This is a genomic window from Streptococcus sp. FSL W8-0197 (assembly GCF_037963785.1).
Taxonomy (GTDB): Bacteria; Bacillota; Bacilli; order Lactobacillales; family Streptococcaceae; genus Streptococcus; species Streptococcus oralis_CQ.
In genome coordinates this window covers 222,016-238,870 of sequence record NZ_CP150168.1, presented here as the reverse complement: position 1 = coordinate 238,870, position 16,855 = coordinate 222,016, and the positions used below count along the sequence as shown (strand labels likewise).

15 protein-coding genes are annotated in these 16,855 nt (G+C 42.4%); 5 read left to right on the top strand and 10 right to left on the bottom strand.

Going from position 1 to position 16,855, the window contains the following annotated elements; genetic code table 11:
• Nucleotides 1–27: 27 nt before the first annotated feature.
• Nucleotides 28–1,038, bottom strand: coding sequence for a catabolite control protein A (gene ccpA, locus NYE79_RS01350; RefSeq protein WP_084881331.1), 1,011 nt, complete (start codon nucleotides 1,036–1,038; stop codon nucleotides 28–30).
• Between the two features lie 203 nt (nucleotides 1,039–1,241).
• Here ccpA and NYE79_RS01345 point away from each other — a divergent pair, with 203 nt between their 5' ends.
• On the top strand, nucleotides 1,242–1,559 hold the full coding sequence (locus tag NYE79_RS01345) for a DUF960 domain-containing protein (RefSeq protein WP_084881332.1): 318 nt from the start codon (nucleotides 1,242–1,244) through the stop codon (nucleotides 1,557–1,559).
• 51 nt (nucleotides 1,560–1,610) lie between these two features.
• Here NYE79_RS01345 and NYE79_RS01340 read toward each other — a convergent pair whose 3' ends face one another.
• The 7 genes from NYE79_RS01340 to NYE79_RS01310 all read right to left on the bottom strand — a co-directional run bounded on the left by NYE79_RS01340 (nucleotide 1,611) and on the right by NYE79_RS01310 (nucleotide 8,956).
• Nucleotides 1,611–2,894 (bottom strand): DUF308 domain-containing protein, encoded by a 1,284-nt coding sequence (locus NYE79_RS01340; protein ID WP_216728810.1) that lies wholly within the window; start codon nucleotides 2,892–2,894, stop codon nucleotides 1,611–1,613.
• Nucleotides 2,887–3,708: a 2-amino-4-hydroxy-6-hydroxymethyldihydropteridine diphosphokinase gene (gene folK, locus NYE79_RS01335; protein ID WP_000372499.1), complete on the bottom strand. Its 822-nt coding sequence runs from the start codon at nucleotides 3,706–3,708 to the stop codon at nucleotides 2,887–2,889. Before folK ends, NYE79_RS01340 begins: the two co-directional genes overlap by 8 nt.
• A gap of 158 nt (nucleotides 3,709–3,866) precedes the next feature.
• On the bottom strand, nucleotides 3,867–4,421 hold the full coding sequence (folE, locus tag NYE79_RS01330; RefSeq protein WP_000380916.1) for a GTP cyclohydrolase I FolE: 555 nt from the start codon (nucleotides 4,419–4,421) through the stop codon (nucleotides 3,867–3,869).
• Nucleotides 4,402–5,724 carry a folylpolyglutamate synthase/dihydrofolate synthase family protein gene (locus tag NYE79_RS01325; RefSeq protein ID WP_001002849.1) on the bottom strand — a complete coding sequence of 441 codons (1,323 nt, stop codon included), beginning with the start codon at nucleotides 5,722–5,724 and terminating at the stop codon, nucleotides 4,402–4,404. Before NYE79_RS01325 ends, folE begins: the two co-directional genes overlap by 20 nt.
• 1 nt (nucleotide 5,725) lies before the next feature.
• Nucleotides 5,726–6,700, bottom strand: a complete 975-nt coding sequence (gene folP, locus NYE79_RS01320; protein ID WP_000240368.1) for a dihydropteroate synthase — start codon at nucleotides 6,698–6,700, stop codon at nucleotides 5,726–5,728.
• Nucleotides 6,701–6,775: 75 nt separating this feature from the next.
• Nucleotides 6,776–7,483, bottom strand: a complete 708-nt coding sequence (locus tag NYE79_RS01315; RefSeq protein WP_000653642.1) for a type II CAAX endopeptidase family protein — start codon at nucleotides 7,481–7,483, stop codon at nucleotides 6,776–6,778.
• Between the two features lie 54 nt (nucleotides 7,484–7,537).
• Entirely contained in the window at nucleotides 7,538–8,956 is a 1,419-nt protein-coding gene (locus NYE79_RS01310) for an NCS2 family permease (RefSeq protein WP_339293735.1), read from the bottom strand.
• Nucleotides 8,957–9,143: 187 nt separating this feature from the next.
• Here NYE79_RS01310 and NYE79_RS01305 point away from each other — a divergent pair, with 187 nt between their 5' ends.
• The 4 genes from NYE79_RS01305 to NYE79_RS01290 all read left to right on the top strand — a co-directional run bounded on the left by NYE79_RS01305 (nucleotide 9,144) and on the right by NYE79_RS01290 (nucleotide 12,999).
• Nucleotides 9,144–9,956: a Cof-type HAD-IIB family hydrolase gene (locus NYE79_RS01305; protein WP_303432170.1), complete on the top strand. Its 813-nt coding sequence runs from the start codon at nucleotides 9,144–9,146 to the stop codon at nucleotides 9,954–9,956.
• A 282-nt stretch (nucleotides 9,957–10,238) separates the two neighbouring features.
• Entirely contained in the window at nucleotides 10,239–11,228 is a 990-nt protein-coding gene (locus NYE79_RS01300; protein WP_303432167.1) for a PTS sugar transporter subunit IIB, read from the top strand.
• Between the two features lie 44 nt (nucleotides 11,229–11,272).
• Nucleotides 11,273–12,073: a PTS mannose/fructose/sorbose transporter subunit IIC gene (locus tag NYE79_RS01295; RefSeq protein ID WP_000022710.1), complete on the top strand. Its 801-nt coding sequence runs from the start codon at nucleotides 11,273–11,275 to the stop codon at nucleotides 12,071–12,073.
• 14 nt (nucleotides 12,074–12,087) lie between these two features.
• A complete protein-coding gene (locus NYE79_RS01290) occupies nucleotides 12,088–12,999 on the top strand; it encodes a PTS system mannose/fructose/sorbose family transporter subunit IID (RefSeq protein ID WP_000818312.1) in 912 nt (303 codons plus the stop codon).
• Nucleotides 13,000–13,061: 62 nt separating this feature from the next.
• Here NYE79_RS01290 and NYE79_RS01285 read toward each other — a convergent pair whose 3' ends face one another.
• Together NYE79_RS01285 and pepC are read right to left on the bottom strand one after the other, a co-directional pair.
• On the bottom strand, nucleotides 13,062–15,290 hold the full coding sequence (locus tag NYE79_RS01285) for an HAD-IC family P-type ATPase (RefSeq protein ID WP_339293734.1): 2,229 nt from the start codon (nucleotides 15,288–15,290) through the stop codon (nucleotides 13,062–13,064).
• Nucleotides 15,291–15,455: 165 nt separating this feature from the next.
• Nucleotides 15,456–16,790 (bottom strand): aminopeptidase C, encoded by a 1,335-nt coding sequence (pepC, locus tag NYE79_RS01280; protein ID WP_339293733.1) that lies wholly within the window; start codon nucleotides 16,788–16,790, stop codon nucleotides 15,456–15,458.
• Between the last annotated feature and the right edge of the window lie 65 nt (nucleotides 16,791–16,855).

The following is a 16,855-nucleotide window of genomic DNA, read 5'->3' as shown; positions in this document are numbered from 1 at the left end:
GGAAATCTCACGATTCCCTGATTTTTTCTATTTACGTTTTCGTGTAGAGCGGCGTTCTGTCAAACCATGAGGCAAGAGAACTTCACGTTCTTCCAACTCTTCCTTATGCATAATCTTAGTCAACATACGCATGCTGATAGCACCTAGGTCATAAAGAGGTTGGGCAATAGTCGTCAAGTTTGGACGAGTGAATCGTGCAATCTGAGAGTCATCTGTCGTGATGATTTCAAAATCTTCTGGCACAGATACACCATGGTCAGCCAAACCATTCAACACACCTGCCGCCAATTCATCACCTGTTACAACTGCGGCTGTAGCTTGTGATGAAATCAAGCGTTCTGCCAAGGCATAACCATCGTCATAGCTGTATTTTGATTCAAAGACCAATCCCTCGCTATAAGAATGTCCAGCTTTTTTCAACGCTTCCTTGTAACCGATCAAACGAACCTTGCCATTGATATCATCGACGAGTGGTCCACTTACAAAAGCAATTTTCTCGTTTTCTTTGAGAAGGTAGCTCACAGCATCAATCGTTGCTTGTTTGTAGTCGATATTCACACTTGGAAGTTGGTGTTCTACATCCACAGTACCAGCAAGAACAACCGGTGTCCGTGAGCGAGAAAACTCTGAACGAATCTTTTCAGTCAGGTGATAGCCCATAAAGATAATCCCATCGACTTGTTTTGAAAAGAGCGTGTTAACCACTGAAACTTCCTTTTCATCATCCTCATCACTATTTGCTAGGACAATGTTATACTTGTACATTTCAGCAATGTCGTCAATCCCCTTAGCAAGTGTTGAGAAATAACCATTGGTAATGTTAGGAATCACAACTCCGACTGTCGTTGTCTTCTTGCTAGCCAAACCACGAGCGACCGCATTTGGACGATAATCCAAGCGATCAATCACTTCGAGGACTTTTTTTCGAGTGTTCTCTTTAACATTCTTGTTGCCATTAACGACACGGCTAACTGTTGCCATTGAAACTCCTGCTTCACGGGCGACGTCATAAATCGTTACTGTATCATCTGTGTTCATTCCGTTTCCTTTCTATAATGAAAATTTCGCTTTCACGCATCTACTTACTCCATTTTATCACTTATTGTAAACACTTTCAAGTATTTTTAGAAGAAACTTTGAAAAAATTTCACAGTTTATTCCCATTTTGAAAAAGCGAGTAGGATTTCTTGATTTTTAAGACATTTTGCTGTATGATAAGGAAAATAAAGGGGGAGGAAAACATGGCTTTTACAAATACACAGAGACGTTCCGCTAGTTTTGGTGTCGTGACCAGCCTACCTGACGATGTCATTGACTCTTTATGGTATATTATTGATCATTTCCTGAAAAATGTCTTTGAATTAGAAGAAGAACTCGAATTTCAGCTTCTCAACAACGAGGGGACCATTACCTTCCATTTCTCTAGTCAAAACCTTCCGACTAGCATCGATTTTGATTTCAATCATCCTTTCGATCCGCTTTATCCTCCTAGGGTCCTTGTTTTAGACTTGGACGGTAGGGAAACCATCCTCCTTCCAGAAGAAAATGACCTATTTTAAAAAACTCTAGCTTCTCGGCGCAAACTGCTGAGGAACTAGAGTTTTCTTTTTCTAATAAATAGAGCGACTAACAACTAGACCGTTTGGCTTTGTGTACTCTAAATCAAGGTAATCTTGATAAGTCCCCGGTACAATGAAACCTTGGGGACTTAATATATCCGTCCCAGCTTTTCCCACGATAGAGTCTGCTAGCAGAACACAATTGGTACTGAGAACAAAGTAGGTCTTAAACTCGGATGAGCTGAATTTATAGAGGGTCGCATCTGCTTCCTCTTTTAGTTGGTAAGAGTAGGTGTGCTTTACCTCTCCCTCTCTTCTTTTCATCAACTGCGAGCTTGGTTCCCAAGGAATTAACAGGTCTTCTATCTCTACTAGACGAGCTTGGATGGCTGCTTCCTGTTGGTCCGTCAAACTCAGACCATAAGCAAATAAGGTCTTCTGACTTTCCCTCTTACAGAGCTCGATGTATTTTTCCCGATTGGCCTTAAACAAAACACCGTCTCCAACCATGCCGAATAAACGCTCCGAGTGGGGATCATACGAACCATAGGAAATAACCTTCCCTTGATAACAAATATCCACATGTCCCATAGCGAGGAAGAAGGATGTTTCTGAGGTATGAATAAAAATTTCTAGATCAACTACCTGATCGTTTTTTCTTTCTGAATGAACTTCCCCTTCTTGACTTTCATGATTTGACAGCCACTCATTTAGTTTGCGCAAGGTGCTGATAGGAATCAGAGCCGTCACAAAGATAGGCAGGGTCATTCGCATATGCCGCTTCAGCTTGGGATTGTTTTCTATCTTTTCAAAAAAGAAACCGTCCCGGAGGCTACTAGCCCCTAGCATGAGCAAGTAAAACCCAAGCAAGAGCAATTCAAAATTCGCTGCATCGTGAAAAGGAGAGATACTATAAAGACCGAATCCTATCATCCATACAGCATCGAAGAGATGAGGGAGCCGAGGATGAATGGCATTTTTTCGATAGAGAGACCAAGTCACAAGGCTAATGATGCCCGTAAACAGCTGGTAGCTCGCAATGATAAAAACCAGGAGATAGAGGGCGAGGTCTTGCAAGATGATAGAGTCAAACACCAGAGCCGCAACCACCAGCTTGCCCAAGGTTACAAAGATATTTTCCCGACGTCTTTTATCCTGAAACCAGCGAGTCAACAAGTGCCAAACTGCTGACAAGGAAAAATAGCCCATCAGCAACTGGTACCCCATTCGCGGAATGACTTGTCCAAATCGGATCAAGAGAAGCCCTAAAACAATAGCAAGTAGTCCCTCCCCAATACTCTTCCACTTACTATAGGTCTCGGAAAGCTTAGGCATTTCCTTGCTCCAACTGGCCAACCAAGTATCGAATTGGTTGTTTTAAGATTGGATGAATAAAATGGGGAGCTATTTCCACTAACGGCTCAAGAACAAAGAGGCGTTCTGCTATATAAGGATGAGGCAAGATGAGTTCGTCTGTGTAAATGATCTGGTCCTCCACAAAGAGTAGGTCCAAATCAATTAAACGAGGCCCCCAATGCACTTCTCTCACCCGTCCCATTTCTGACTCAATGGCTAATAATGTTTCTAACAAGACTGGTGCTGGTAACCAGGTTTCTACTTCAATCACCTGATTGGCAAAGCTATCTTGTTCCACACCACCCCAAGGCTCCGTCGTCAAAACACTGGACTCTTTGAGAATATGGATGCCACGAGCTCGCAGTTTGTCAATAGCTTGTTCCAAGTTTGCTTGCTTGTCCCCCATATTGCTTCCTAAGGCGATAAAGGCTCGTTGCTTACGACGGCGAATGGTCACCGAGCAGGTATCCAATGGTAAATGCACTGGAGCCCACGGTTTTTTCAGTTCCAACTCAATCTCTTGGACAAGAGGATAGGTCTCAAAGGTACGTTCAACTAGTTTGTAGGCTACCGTTTCAATCAAATCCTCAGTGCTTTCCTGAAACCAAGTCGTCCACTGCTGACACAGTTCTCCGTAATGGACAGATGCTGTCAAATCCAGGTCTGTAGCCGCCTTGGTCATATCATAGGATAAGCTTGCGGAAATAACAAACTTCTGCCCCAATTCTTTCTCACTTGGAAAAAGACCATGATAGGCAAAAATTTCCAAATCTTTAATCTGCAGTTGATCCATAACTAGTCCTTTCTAGAAAAATCCGCATGAAGCGGATTCTTTTTATACTCAATGAAAATCAAAGTGCAAACTAGGAAGCTAGCCGCAGGCTGCTCAAAACACTGTTTTGAGGTTGCAGATGGAAGCTGACGTGGTTTGAATTTGATTTTCGAAGAGTATTATAGTCCCATTAAACGATAAGCCTGGTCTCGGAGGTCTTTATCTGTTTCAAATAGACCACGAGCTACTGTCGTCAAGGTTGCAGTACCTGGTTTTCTGACACCACGCATGCTCATACACATATGTTCGGCCTCAATGACAACAAAGGCTCCCTTAGCCCCCAGATAGTCCATCAAGGCATCGGCCACTTCGATATTCAACCGTTCTTGAATTTGTGGTTTTTTAGAATAAACTTCAACCGTACGGGCAAGTTTGGACAAACCTGCCACCCGACCATCTGGAATATAGGCAATGTGCGCTCTCCCATAAAAAGGCAAGAAGTGGTGTTCACACATGGTGTGGAAAAAAATATCCTTTTCTACTACCATATTATCATCAATAATCTCAAAGGATTTTGACAGGTGTTCCTCAGCAGTTTGGCCAAGACCTGAAAAAATCTCTTGGTACATACGGGCTACACGAGCAGGTGTTTCCTGCAAGCCCTCGCGGTTAGCGTCCTCACCAACAGCCTCGATAATCATTTTTACAGCTGCTTCAATCTTTTGTGTATCCATTCTCGTTCTTCCTCTCCATCAGATAGGCTCTCACTTGGCTCAAGAAATACAAGGAACCTGTGACAATCCTAACTGTTTGTTTCTCTTCATTTTTATCTGTCAATTTCTGCTCTAGAAAATCTTGCCAACTTTGGTAATTGAGATTTCTAGACTTGACTGTCTCTTTCAGCACGCTTTCATCCGTCGCCCGACTATCATCAAAATGTGTAAGGGTAAGCTCGGTATCTGGCATTTCCCCTAGCAAGTCCAGCATATCCTCCAAGGCCTTGGTTTTGATGCAGGTAAAGAGGATTTCCTTATGATAATCCGCAAAGCGTTCTTGTAAGGTTGCTAGTAAAGCCTTGATAGCATGGGGATTGTGGGCCCCATCCAAAAGCAACAAGGGGTCGCTAGACACGACCTCCAAACGCCCTGGCCATCTGGTCTCTTTCAAAGCTTGAGCAACCAAGTCATTACTTGCCAACTCCCGCCTATCTTCTTGACAAAAAGTATCAAGTAAAGCTATGGCCATCCCCGCATTCTCTATCTGGTGCAAACCAAGCAGACCTGTTTGAAAGCTCCCTTGTCTGACAGAACTGGTATAATCAAAGATTTCGCCTGTCACCACACTCTTTTGGTGACTGACCTGATAATCTTTTCCATAGGTAAGTCTAGGCGCATTTTTAGCTTCTGCAATAGAGTCTATCACAGTCAAGGCTTCAGGAACAATATGACCTGTCACTAATGGAATGCCTTGTTTGATAATACCAGCCTTCTGCTCTGCTATGGCTTCCAAGGTGTCACCAAGTAGGGCTACATGATCCAGTCCAATGGTCGTAATTCCTGTTAAAATTGGCTGGCAGACATTAGTACTATCCAAAAGACCACCCATGCCGACTTCCATGATAGCCACATCTACTTGTTCTGAGGCAAAGTAATCATAGGCTAGAGCTGTGATAATCTCAAACTCGGTTGTTCCCTGCAAATTGTCAGCAGATTCTCTCTCAAGCAAAGACTGATAGTCTGCCATGAGAGCTTCTAGTTTCGCTTCAGGAATGGATTCCCCATTAATGCTAATCTGGTCTGTATAATGAATGAGATAGGGCGAGCTGAACACCCCAACTCTCAGGTCTAGCCCTTCCAGCATCTTTTTCAAAAAAGCAATGGTCGACCCCTTGCCATTGGTCCCCCCGATATGGATGACCTTAAGTTTGAGATGGGGATTGCCTCGCAGAGCTAGGAGTTCCACCATTCGCTCCAAACCAAAATGCGGTTGGTCCGTCCGGTAGTGGGCAATCCACTGATTGTTTTGAATTTCGTTCATCTTACTTATATTGTTTTAAATCTAGATTTTCTGCATCATCGGCCAAACGGATAGCAGAGGCAATTTCAACTGCCATCCTGTGACTGGCAACATCATGCACGCGCACCACTTCTACACCCTGTCTCGCAGCGATAGTCGTTACATGAGCCGAAGCGGTGTCCCGATTTCGGAAACCGACTTCCGTCTCAGGATTGACTTCAAAGCCATTTTCTTCTAGGATATTGATGACAAATCGCTTACGCGAAACTCCAAGAAAAATCGGATAGCCTTGCTGGTGTAGTTTATCTAGATCCCGTAGAAGGAGTAGATTTTCCTTCTTGGTCAGACCAAAGCCAATCCCTGGATCCAGCAGAATATTTTCTCTTGCAATTCCAGCTTGGTTCGCTCTCGCTAGAGCATGTTCAAAGAAAGCCTCCATCAAGTTTTCGATTGGCACTTTTTCAAAGTCAGCTAACTCTTCTTCTGTAAAAGCTTGTCTAAAACCAAAATGAGGAAATATGAGTGAACTAGGGTGCTGAGGACGAACCATAACTGGATTAAACATGATAACCACTTTTGCTCCAGCCTTCGCAACCACATTCGCCATTTTCTCATCTCCCATGAGACCCGTGATGTCATTTACCAGATTGGCACCAGCAGCCAAGGCGGCCTCTGCCACCTGACTTTTCCAAGTATCGATAGAAATGAGGACATCACTTTCCTCACGGATAGCTTTAATCACTGGAACAACACGCTGGATTTCCTCTTCTATCTCAACATAGCTACTGCCCGGCCGAGTCGATTCTCCACCGATATCTAGCATGCTCGCTCCTTCTGCTATCAATTTACGAGCCTGCTGGAGTGCCTGCTCAAGAGCAAAAAACTGCCCACCATCCGAAAAAGAATCTGGGGTTACGTTGATAATTCCGCAAATAGCTGTCTTTGCATGATTAGCTTTACTTGACATATCGGTCACTCCCTCAAGGTTTTTCACCATATTATCTTTCTATTTTACCATAAAAAGAAAAAGATGAACACGCTAGTGTTCATCTTTTCCAAGCGGGCCAATGGTTTAGAATGATAGACCTAGATTTCTACTAATCAATACCAATAAGGCCAACAAACAAAATGCAATACCATTGAGAATCATATGAAGCAAAATGGACATCTCCAAACGCTCAGTCTTATAGGCTGTCCAAGTCAAAACCGTTGACATTCCTCCATAAATAATCACAGAAGGTAAATTGGTTGGCATATGGAGCAAGGCAAAGACGATTGCACCAACAACAAAACCTAGTTTTTCTTTTCCACGGAAGATCTTTTTAGGAATAATTCCACGACACAAAATTTCTTCACAAATCGGCGCAATCAAGACTAGTAGGAAGAAAGTTGAAATCAAGGAACTATTCTGAACCAAACCATTCAGTATTGATTGGTTATTGGTTGTTGCCTCATTTGTTAGTCGAAGCAGGAGTGAACCCAAGAGATTTGTCGCAAAAATCACCAGATAACTCAGTACCAAGCGAGCCAAGTCTTTTGCCTTAAAAAAGGATAGATTAAAAGTAGCAAGTTGTGTTTTTCGTGCACCAATAATAAATACAATCAAAACGACTATGGATAGGGCACCAACTAAGAGCCCTGACTGTAAAATCGGAAACTGTTTGTTTGCTAAAAACAAAGCAAGTCCTATGGGAAATTGAGATAGAACAAAAGCTACCAAAAGGATGAGCACCCATTTCCCTCTGTTCAAAACCTCTTGCCAAATCGTCTTATCTTTCATGATGTACCTCCTTATAATTAAAAAGGGGAGACTCCCCTTTTTCTATTATACCATTTATAGCGCCATACTGATATAGTTAAGGATAAACAAGGCATCCAAAATCCAAATCATCACGTGCACATCCTTGGCTTGACCTTTGACAACTTTTGTCAAGGTATATGTCAAGAAACCAACAGCAATCCCTTGTGTGATAGAGTAGCTGAATCCCATAAAGATAGATGTGAAGAAGGCAGGAACCGCTTCAGCCATATCATCCCAAGGGATATTTTTCAAGTTAGAAAGCATCATGATTCCGACGATGATCAAAATTGGTGCTGTTGCAGCTGTCGGAACAATCGCTAGAAGTGGGCTAAAGAAGCTAGATAGAGCAAAACAGATCGCAACCACTAGGGCTGTCAACCCAGTACGTCCACCAGCACCGATACCCGCCGCAGACTCAACATAGGTTGTAACGTTTGATGTACCTGCAATGGCACCTACTGAAGTTGCCACCAAGTCAGAGTAAAGAGCCTTGTCCAATTTAACTGACTCATGGTTTTCCCCACTTGTCGCAACGATACCAACTTTTTCACCAGTACCGATAAGAGTACCGATTGTATCAAAAATATCCGTTAGTGAGAAGGCAAGAATAGCCATCAAGGTTTCTGGTAAACGCGAAGTGTTTGAAATCAAAGATCCTAAACCTTCTGAACCCAGAGCAGCACCAAACAAAGTTCCTAAATCATTAACCGCTGCTGAAAGATTGTTGCTAGCAAAGTCAATCCCTGACAAATTCACAACACCAACAGCAATGGCAAGGACAGTCGTTGTTAAGATAGAAAGAATAATTCCACCTTTGATGCCTTTAACAACAAAGAAGATGGTAATAGCCAAACCTGCAAGAGCCACCAATACGGCTGGAGTATTGAAGTCTACCAAGCCTGGAACAGCTGCTGAGTTTGCAGTAAGTGCAGCTTGAGCCTTGTCTGCTCCTTCACCTGCTACCGTATAAGTACCTGGATCGATTGAGAATTTCAAGAGACCAGCATTCTTAATTCCAACATAGGCAAGGAAAACACCAATACCAGCCGAAATAGCTGAACGAAGTGTTGTTGGAATAGATTCGATGATCATTTTACGAACATTTGTCAAGGTAATAATCAGTGAAATAATTCCACAAATGAAGACCATACCAAGAGCTTCTTTCCAAGTATAGCCCATCCCAAATACAACTGTAAATGTGAAGAAGGCATTTAGTCCCATACCTGGTGCTTGTGCGTAGGGCAAATTAGCATAGAAAGCCATCATCAAAGTACCGACTACAGAACCGATAATCGTTGCCAAGAACACACCTTGAACAGGCATACCTGTTTGGGAAAGCATTTGAGGGTTTACAAAGAGAATATAACTCATTGCAAAGAATGTTGTTAAACCAGCAAGCACCTCTGTACGGACATCTGTCCCGTGCTCTTTTAGTTTAAATAGTTTGTCCATTTTTAATCTCCTTTTGTTTTTTACGAACAATATTAGTATTATATCATTTATCATTCACCTTTTCAATATGTTTGTTTGATTTATTTAATAAATCAAAGCAACTGTAGTTTTTGTTCTTGTCTGCTTTTCTTCCTTCTTTTTGATATAATAGAAGACATCTTATCTGGAAACGACTAGGAAGGTTTATATGACTAAAAAAATTATCGCAGTCGACTTGGACGGAACCCTGCTGAATAGTGAAAGCAAGCTCTCCGATTTCACCAAAGAGACGATCAAAAAAATTTCAGAAAAAGGGCACCATGTTATCATCACGACAGGTCGTCCGTATCGTATGGCAGAAGACTTCTACCGTGAGCTAGAATTGCATACTCCCATGATTAACTTTAATGGTTCCCTTACCCATCTACCAGGAAAGGCTTGGGAGCATGAAAAGTGCTTGACCTTGGACAAAAAATACCTCCTAGACATGGTCAAGCGCACGGAGGACATCCAGGCTGACTTTATTGCAGGAGAATATCGAAAAAAGTTCTATATCACGACTCCGAATGAAGAGATTGCGGATCCTAAACTATTTGGCGTAGAGAACTTCCGGCCGGAAAATCAATTCAAACCTGAACGAGTAACCAAAGATCCCAACTGCATCCTCTTGCAAACAAGGGCTGAAGACAAATACGCTTTAGCGGACGAGATGAATCGTTTTTATCAGCACCAACTAGCTATCAATACCTGGGGCGGGCCCCTCAACATCCTCGAGTGTACTCCCAAGGGTGTAAACAAGGCCTTTGCTCTAGAGTACTTGCTCAATGTGATGAATCGTGATAAAAAAGACTTAATCGCCTTTGGTGATGAGCATAATGACACTGAAATGTTGGCATTTGCAGGCAAGGGATATGCTATGAAAAACGCCAATCCTGCTCTTCTTCCATATGCAGACGAACAACTTCCTCTGACCAACGAAGAAGATGGAGTTGCCCACGCTTTACAAAATTTATTCCTATAAAAGGGAAGATTGCATGGTCGCAATCTTTCCTTTTTGTTTTCATTTTGTTTTCACAAAAGCGACTTATTTTCTGTATTTTTATATTAAATTTTCTATCGCCATTTTCACTTACCTCTCAAAATTATTTATATATTAATATTTTTAAAAAGTCATTCTATGAAAACTTTTACATCTTTTTAGAAAAAGTAGTTGATTTTTATATGAAAACGATTTATACTTAAAGTTAGGCTTAAAGTTTTCTTAAACATACAGTCAAACATTTTATAAGGAGGAATGACAATAATGAGTATCGGAATCATTATTGCGAGCCACGGCGAATTTGCTGCGGGTATTCATCAGTCAGGATCTATGATCTTTGGTGAACAAGAAAAGGTTCAAGTTGTAACCTTTATGCCAAATGAAGGTCCAGATGACCTTTACGCTAAATTCAACAACGCTGTGGCTGCATTTGACGCAGAAGATGAGGTTCTAGTATTGGCTGACCTTTGGAGTGGATCTCCATTCAACCAAGCTAGCCGCGTAATGGGAGAAAATCCAGAACGTAAGTTTGCCATCATCACAGGACTGAACTTGCCGATGTTGATCCAAGCCTACACAGAGCGCCTTATGGACGCGAATGCAGGTGTGGATAAAGTCGCTGCGAATATCATTAAAGAAGCCAAAGATGGCATCAAGGCTCTTCCAGAAGCGCTTAACCCAGTTGAGGAAGTTGCAACTGCTGCAGCTGCTCCAGTTGCCCAAGCTGCTATTCCAGAAGGAACAGTTATCGGTGATGGTAAACTGAAAATCAACCTTGCTCGTCTAGACACTCGTCTCCTTCACGGTCAGGTTGCCACTGCTTGGACTCCAGATTCAAAAGCAGATCGTATCATCGTTGCTTCAGACAACGTTGCAAACGACGAGTTGCGTAAAGAATTGATCAAACAAGCAGCTCCTAACGGTGTAAAAGCTAACGTTGTCCCAATCCAGAAATTGATCGACGTTGCAAAAGACCCACGTTTCGGCGAAACTCATGCCCTTATCTTGTTTGAAACTCCACAAGATGCACTTCGTGCTATCGAAGGTGGCGTGCCAATCAAGACCCTTAACGTTGGTTCTATGGCTCACTCAACAGGTAAAACAATGATCAACAACGTTTTGTCTATGGACAAAGAAGACGTTGCAACCTTTGAAAAAATGCGTGACCTCGGTGTTGAATTTGACGTACGTAAAGTACCAAACGACACGAAAAAAGATTTGTTTGACTTGATTAAGAAAGCAAACATGCAGTAAAATTAAACTTTTTGCTTTTAATAATTTACGAAAGGATTTAGAACATGTCTATTATTTCTATTGTTTTAGTAGTCTTTGTTGCCTTCTTAGCCGGTCTAGAAGGTATCTTGGACCAATTCCAATTCCACCAACCAATCGTCGCATGTACCCTTATCGGACTTGCAACTGGTAACCTCGAAGCAGGTGTTATGCTGGGTGGTTCACTTCAGTTAATCGCTCTTGGGTGGGCTAATATCGGTGCTGCTGTTGCACCTGATGTAGCTCTTGCATCCGTGGCATCAGCAATTATTTTAGTGCAGAGTGGTGGTGCAAAAGATGATATCTCAGTAGCTACAGCAACAGCTATCCCTCTTGCCGTAGCTGGTCTCTTTTTGACCATGATTGTCCGAACAGCTTCAGTTGCCCTAGTTCATGGTGCTGATTCTGCTGCTAAAAAAGGGGATATTCGTGGTGTTGAACGAGCACATTATACTGCTCTTCTCCTCCAAGGATTACGTATTGCAATCCCTGCTATTCTTTTACTTATGATACCTGCAGATTCTGTAAAAGCCACCCTTCAATCGATGCCAGATTGGCTAAAAGAAGGGATGGAAGTCGGTGGTGCTATGGTTGTTGCTGTTGGTTACGCTATGGTTATCAACATGATGGCAACTCGTGAAGTATGGCCATTCTTCGCTATCGGTTTTGCTCTTGCTGCTGTTAGCGGTTTATCTCTCATCGCTTTTGGTACAATCGGTGTTGCACTTGCACTTATTTACATTAACCTTTCTAAGAGAGGTGGAGATATCGGTGGAGGAAATGCCACTTCTAACGACCCAATCGGTGATATCCTAGAAGACTACTAGAAAGGGGAACAATCATGGCTGAAAAAATTCAATTATCAAAATCAGATCGTCAAAAAGTTTGGTGGCGTTCACAATTCCTACAAGGTTCTTGGAACTACGAGCGTATGCAAAACTTGGGTTGGGCTTACTCATTGATCCCAGCTATCAAAAAATTATACACTAAAAAAGAAGACCAAGCGGCTGCTCTTGAGCGTCACCTTGAGTTCTTCAACACTCACCCATACGTAGCTGCTCCAATCATGGGGGTTACTCTTGCGCTTGAAGAAGAGCGCGCTAACGGTACTGAAATCGATGACGCGGCTATCCAAGGGGTTAAAATTGGTATGATGGGACCTCTTGCTGGTATTGGTGACCCAGTATTTTGGTTTACAGTTCGTCCTATCCTTGGAGCCCTTGGTGCTTCACTTGCTGCATCTGGTAACATTATCGGTCCCCTTCTCTTCTTCTTTGGATGGAATGCTATCCGTATGGCCTTCCTATGGTATACACAAGAGTTCGGCTACAGAGCTGGATCTGAAATCACTAAAGACATGTCTGGTGGTATCCTCCAAGATATTACCAAAGGCGCTTCTATCTTAGGTATGTTTATTATTGGTGTTCTTGTAAAACAATGGGTCAATATTGGTTTCAAAATCGCCTTACCATCTACAACTCTTACAGATCCAAAGGCTTACGTTGAAATTCCTGATGGTTCTGTAACTGGGGAGAAATTAGTTGAAATACTGAATAGAGCTCCTGGTATAAACCTTGGACCAGTAAAACACAATACTCTACAAGGTCAACTTGATTCTTTAATTCCAGGACTGCTAGGATTACTCTTAACATTCCTCTGTATGTGGTTGCTTAAGAAAAAGGTTTCACCAATCATTATCATCGTTGCTTTGTTTATTGTTGGTATTGTTGCTCACTACTTCAAGATTATGTAATCCAAGCCATCGAGGATATAAATAAAAAAGAATCAGGTAATAAACCTGATTCTTTTTGTGTATCAACTTTTTCTTCTAGTCAGATAATGCAAGCCTCCAATCACCACTGCTAGGATGGCTACATAGACGACTTGGCTGGTTTCTAAAGGCACATACGCTCCTCGCAGGATAAAGGTATTGACAAGCATTCCAACAAGGGCTGCAAGGCTCAAAAGTATGAGCAAGACTAGTTTGTATCGATTAAATGGCAGACTGACCTTGGCAACTAGACACAGACCATTGATCAGGGCAAGGAGGAAGCAAATAAATTTGACCTGACCTGGGACAGTGATAAAGAAGTTCGTCAAGAGTACACTAGCGACTAGAATGCCACCACCAATCGCAGCATTGGTCAGGATATCCCGCATAAAGTGATGACTGACCTTTTCTTTATTGGACTCAAAAGTCAGGAAGAAGGACGGAATCCCAATCGTAATGGCTGAAATGATTGTAAACTGAATGGGGATAAAGGCGAATTCCAAACCAAATACCACACTCAAAATGGCAAACACGATGGAGAAGAAGGTCTTTGTTAGAAAGAGAGAGGCTACCTTTTGGATGTTATTGATGACCCGGCGACCTTCCATCAAGATATCATAAAATACTGCAAAGTCATCGGTCAGAAAAACAATATTGGATACACTTTTGGCTGCACTCGTAGCACCATTCATAGCAAAACTGATATCTGCTTTCTTGAGAGCCAGAACATCATTGACCCCGTCACCGCTCATGGCAACTGTTTTACCAGCATTTTGCAAAATAGATACCATCTTTTGCTTCTGTTCCGGTGTCACCCGACCAAAGATATCATGTTCCAAGACCACTCTTTCAAAATCTTGTTCACTCACCTTGGTCATATCAATCGCACGGGCTTCTTCCTTAAAACCTGCCTTACGAGCCACCCCATATACAGCCACATGATTATCACCACTGATAATCTTCACTTCAACACCTTGAGATTCGAAATAGTCAAAGGTTTCCTTGGTATTGTCCTTAATCTCATCTGACAAAACGACGTGGCCTAGTAGTTCCACATTAGCTGGACTCGTAATCTGGTCCTTGCTATGAGCAAGCGATAAGATTCGAAAACCTTGCTGTTTGAGATCTTCATAGTAGGCATCCATCGGCTGGGTAAAGCCTAAAAACTCATAGGCTCCGAAGAAATAGGTCCCTCCATCTTTTACTTGGACAAAGGAATACTTGTTTTTGCTTGAAAAGGCACCGACTTCTTGAACTTCCCACTTTTTCTCACAGGTTAAGTAAGTCTTCAGAGCTCTGGAAGTTGCATTTTCATCCTCGAAATAAGCCAGATAAGAAGACAGTTTCTCTGCTACATTAGCATCCATTTCTTGGACCTTCATATTCCCCGTCGTGATGGTACCTGTCTTATCAAAACAAAGAACATCTACTCGCGCCAAGGTCTCTACACAGTATAGTTCCTGCACCAGAACCTTCTTTTTGGCCAGCTTCATAGTCGCTACTGCTAGGGAAACGCTAACCAGGAGAATCAAGCCCTCTGGAATCATACCGACCAAGGCGCCTGAACTTCCCAAAACAATCTCAACATAAGTCCGTCCTAGACTAAAACCTCTGACATAAAGCAGAATGGCAACTGGCACCAGCAAGATGGAGACGATTTTTAAAATCTTATCCATATAATCGCGCAGTTGAGAAGGGTATTTTTTGAATTCCTTGCTGGATTTTGCAAGTTTGTTAATATAGCTATCTGGACCCACAGCCGTTGCCATAACCAGACAAGTACCGCTGACGACATTGCTTCCGCTCATCAGCTTGTCACCAACTGTTTTAAAGACCGAATCACTTTCACCCGTCAGCAAGGACTCATCCACTTCAATATTCCCTTCAAGAACTTCTGCATCGACAGGCACCTGATCACCCAGATTGAGATGCAGATACTCCCCTAGAACGATGTCCTCCGGATCAATCTCGATCGTTTGACCATCTCGATTGACTCTGTACTTACTTTTACCAAGTAAACTTAGCTTTTCCAAAGCATTTTTTGAACGCACTTCTTGGAAAATCCCAATGGCTGTATTGATAGCAATCACACCTAAAAAGAGCATATTTTCAAATCGCAAGGTTGTGGCTACCAGAACTGCCAGAGCCAAGTTCATAGCATTAAAAAATGTAAAGATATTTGAAACGACGATTTCCTTGGTTGTTTTATAAGGTTTAATGTCACTGATATTTCGTTGACAATCCTTGATGTCTTGACTACTTAAATACTTCATTTCTACTCCAATATCCTTTTGTACTACTATAGTAACACATATCTTTTTCTCTGTCACTTAAAGACTTAAAATAAGAAGAACTCACTTAGCAAGCAGCATCCATCATCACTTTAAGAAGGACTTAAAAAAGAAGCTAGGATTCCCCTAACCTCTTTTCTTTAGACTTTATTCTGCCAAGGCTCCCATTGGATCCCATGGTGCAAGTACGATTGGTTCTGCTTCATAGGCAGCTCGTTCTTCTGCTGTCAGCAATTCTTTGCGGACAACAATTTGGTAAGTGTATTCGTCCATCCAAGCGTCTGAGGCAACAAAGTAACCATCTGTACCGACCTTGTCTCCCCATGAGTTTTCAACCTTCCACTTGATTGATTTGCCATTTTCGTCCAAGTCCACACCTGTCAAGACCATGGCGTGAGTCATCAAGCTTTCGCTGTAGTCCAAACGTCCAGCCTTGTCTTGAGTGAGTTGAATATCCATACTTGATTCAAAGTCATAAACATCTGTCGCAAGGATTCCAGCTTTGCGGTTGCTAAGCTGGCCGACATCTGAACCAAACCAAACAGTCTCACCTGTTTGCATTTGGGCAATCGCCAATTCTTTCAAGCGCTCCATTGGAACGTTGATGTAGCGAACTGCACGGCTACCAACCACATTTCCCAACATCTCAACTGTGTAAGATTTGCCGTAAGGTTTGTCAACAGTTGGGGCGTTGATAACAGAAACGTAGTCTTCTAGAGGAATATTGACATATTTCTTGTAAAATTCTTGTGGTGTGATACCCTTTTCGCTTTGGTAATTGTTATCCTTATCGCGATAAGCAAAGTCAAATTTACGCGGTGGAAGTCCTAGTGACATAGCAAGGAAGTTAAAGATTTCTTGCAAGAGGTCTTCTTTCTTAGCTTGAACAGTCGCTTGGTCCGCACCAGAAGCAAGCAAGTCACGCAAGATTTGGGCATCTTGACGGAGCAATTTATTGAGGATGGCATTGAGCTCACGGCTATTACTAGATGAAACAGACTCAGGGTAAACTGACTTAGGAACGACACCGTATTTCTCAAAGAGGGCAACAACCATATCCCATTGACCACCGTCTTGTTGAGGAGTTTGGAGTAGGAAGCTAACCTTGCGGCTCGTCAATTCTTGGTCTGCAGTCGCAATCACTTGCTCCAAGAACCAGTTGGATTTCTCGTACTTGTCCCAGAAGAATGTGTGGGCTTGTGACAACTCAAAGTTTTCCAGTTTGTATTGAGAGATGAGTTTGTGGCGGAAGGTGTTGAGAGCTGCAAACATCCAGCAACGACCAGAGGCTTTCTGGTTAGTAACCTTGTCCTTGGTCAAATCCAATGAGAAAACAGGTGTATTGTCTACATGGCTTTGGCGACGTTCTAGGGCTGCAAAAATTCCGTTGTGGCTGGCAGCATTTTCAATCGCTTGGTATTTGACATTTGCTTCATAGTTAGCAAATAATTTATCTGTAAATGATTCTTGAATCGCGTTCATAGATTCCTCCTTTTATTCTACTGTCTATTATAACTCTTTTCACAAAGGAAGCAACTGAAAAACGA